The sequence below is a fragment of the Bacillus sp. GMs2/2 genome (assembly GCF_050172095.1).
GTDB lineage: Bacteria > Bacillota > Bacilli > Bacillales > Bacillaceae_G > Bacillus_A > Bacillus_A cereus.
In genome coordinates this window covers 1-1,178 of the sequence record NZ_JBNLYE010000718.1, presented here as the reverse complement: position 1 = coordinate 1,178, position 1,178 = coordinate 1, and the positions used below count along the sequence as shown (strand labels likewise).

The window sequence follows — 1,178 nt, the reverse complement described above, 5'->3', positions numbered from 1 at the left end:
TTATTATTCGTTTCGGACTGATTTTGGCGTTACACCTAAATGATCATTTAATTTTTTTGAAATATCTTTTACATTTTTTTCATTTGGAATGTAATAATAAATACCACCGATACGTTTATCTGTACCTTCTATTTGCAATTTTTCCATTTCCAAATTAGATCCTGCCATATTTTTTGTAATGGCAAGCATATCGTCAAATGTTAAGTTCGTTTTCATATTTTTATCAACCGCATCTAGTAAAGAGCCCATTTTGCTAATTGATTGAACAGACATCGCTTTTTTAGCAATTGCTTCTATTACAAGTTGCTGTCTCTGTCCACGCATTGCGTCACTATCAATTTTACGCGTTCTTGCAAGTGCAAGAGCTTGTTCTCCATTTAAATGTTGGTAACCTTTTTCTAAATGGATCATACCAGCTTGGTCTTTACTATCTTGTTCAGTGAAAGTAACTGGTACATCAATATCAATACCACCAATTGAATCGACAATTTGTACGAATGATTCAAAGTTAAACTTCACATAATAATCAACAGGTACATTCAAAAATCTTTCCACCGTATCGCGTGTGCTTTCTACGCCACCAAATACGTGAGCATGAGTAATTTTATCTAATTTTTTTCTAGTTGGAATGTAAACACGTGAATCACGTGGAATACTTACTAGCTTAACAGACTTATCATCTTTATTAATTGTTGCTAATAAAAGTGCATCTGTTCGAACTGCTTCGCCATATTGGCTTTTTCTCATTTCACTTCCATCTACACCCATGATTAATATTGAAATATTATCCTTTAAAGGTTCGACTTCTTTATCACGCTTTGATGACTTATCAATTTTTGCATACGCATCATTTACAACAGCTTTTGCTTTATTATATATAAACGAACCATATCCTACTCCTCCAAAAATAAGTAGGAAAAATGGAATTAATATGAACCATTTTATTGACTTTCTTTTAGAACGCTTTTTATTACTTCTCGTATTTTGTTCTAATTCAGAGCTCATACCCATTCGCCTCTCTTTCTCTTTACCAAGTATAATGTAAGTCTATTTATCTTCATATTGAATTTCCTTTCACTAACCTTACAATTTTGTAAGGTTACTACTTAAACCCAATACGTATTCCATTTCACATTATACTCTCGTACTTATTTTTGGCAAGTCACTATTTACCAATT

Annotated in this window: 1 protein-coding gene; it reads right to left on the bottom strand. The window is 32.2% G+C overall.

Translation table 11 applies throughout. The features are described from left to right. Positions 1-3: 3 nt before the first annotated feature. On the bottom strand, positions 4-1,005 hold the full coding sequence (locus ACQGS6_RS28980) for an LCP family protein (RefSeq protein ID WP_002163948.1): 1,002 nt from the start codon (positions 1,003-1,005) through the stop codon (positions 4-6). Positions 1,006-1,178: the final 173 nt, after the last annotated feature.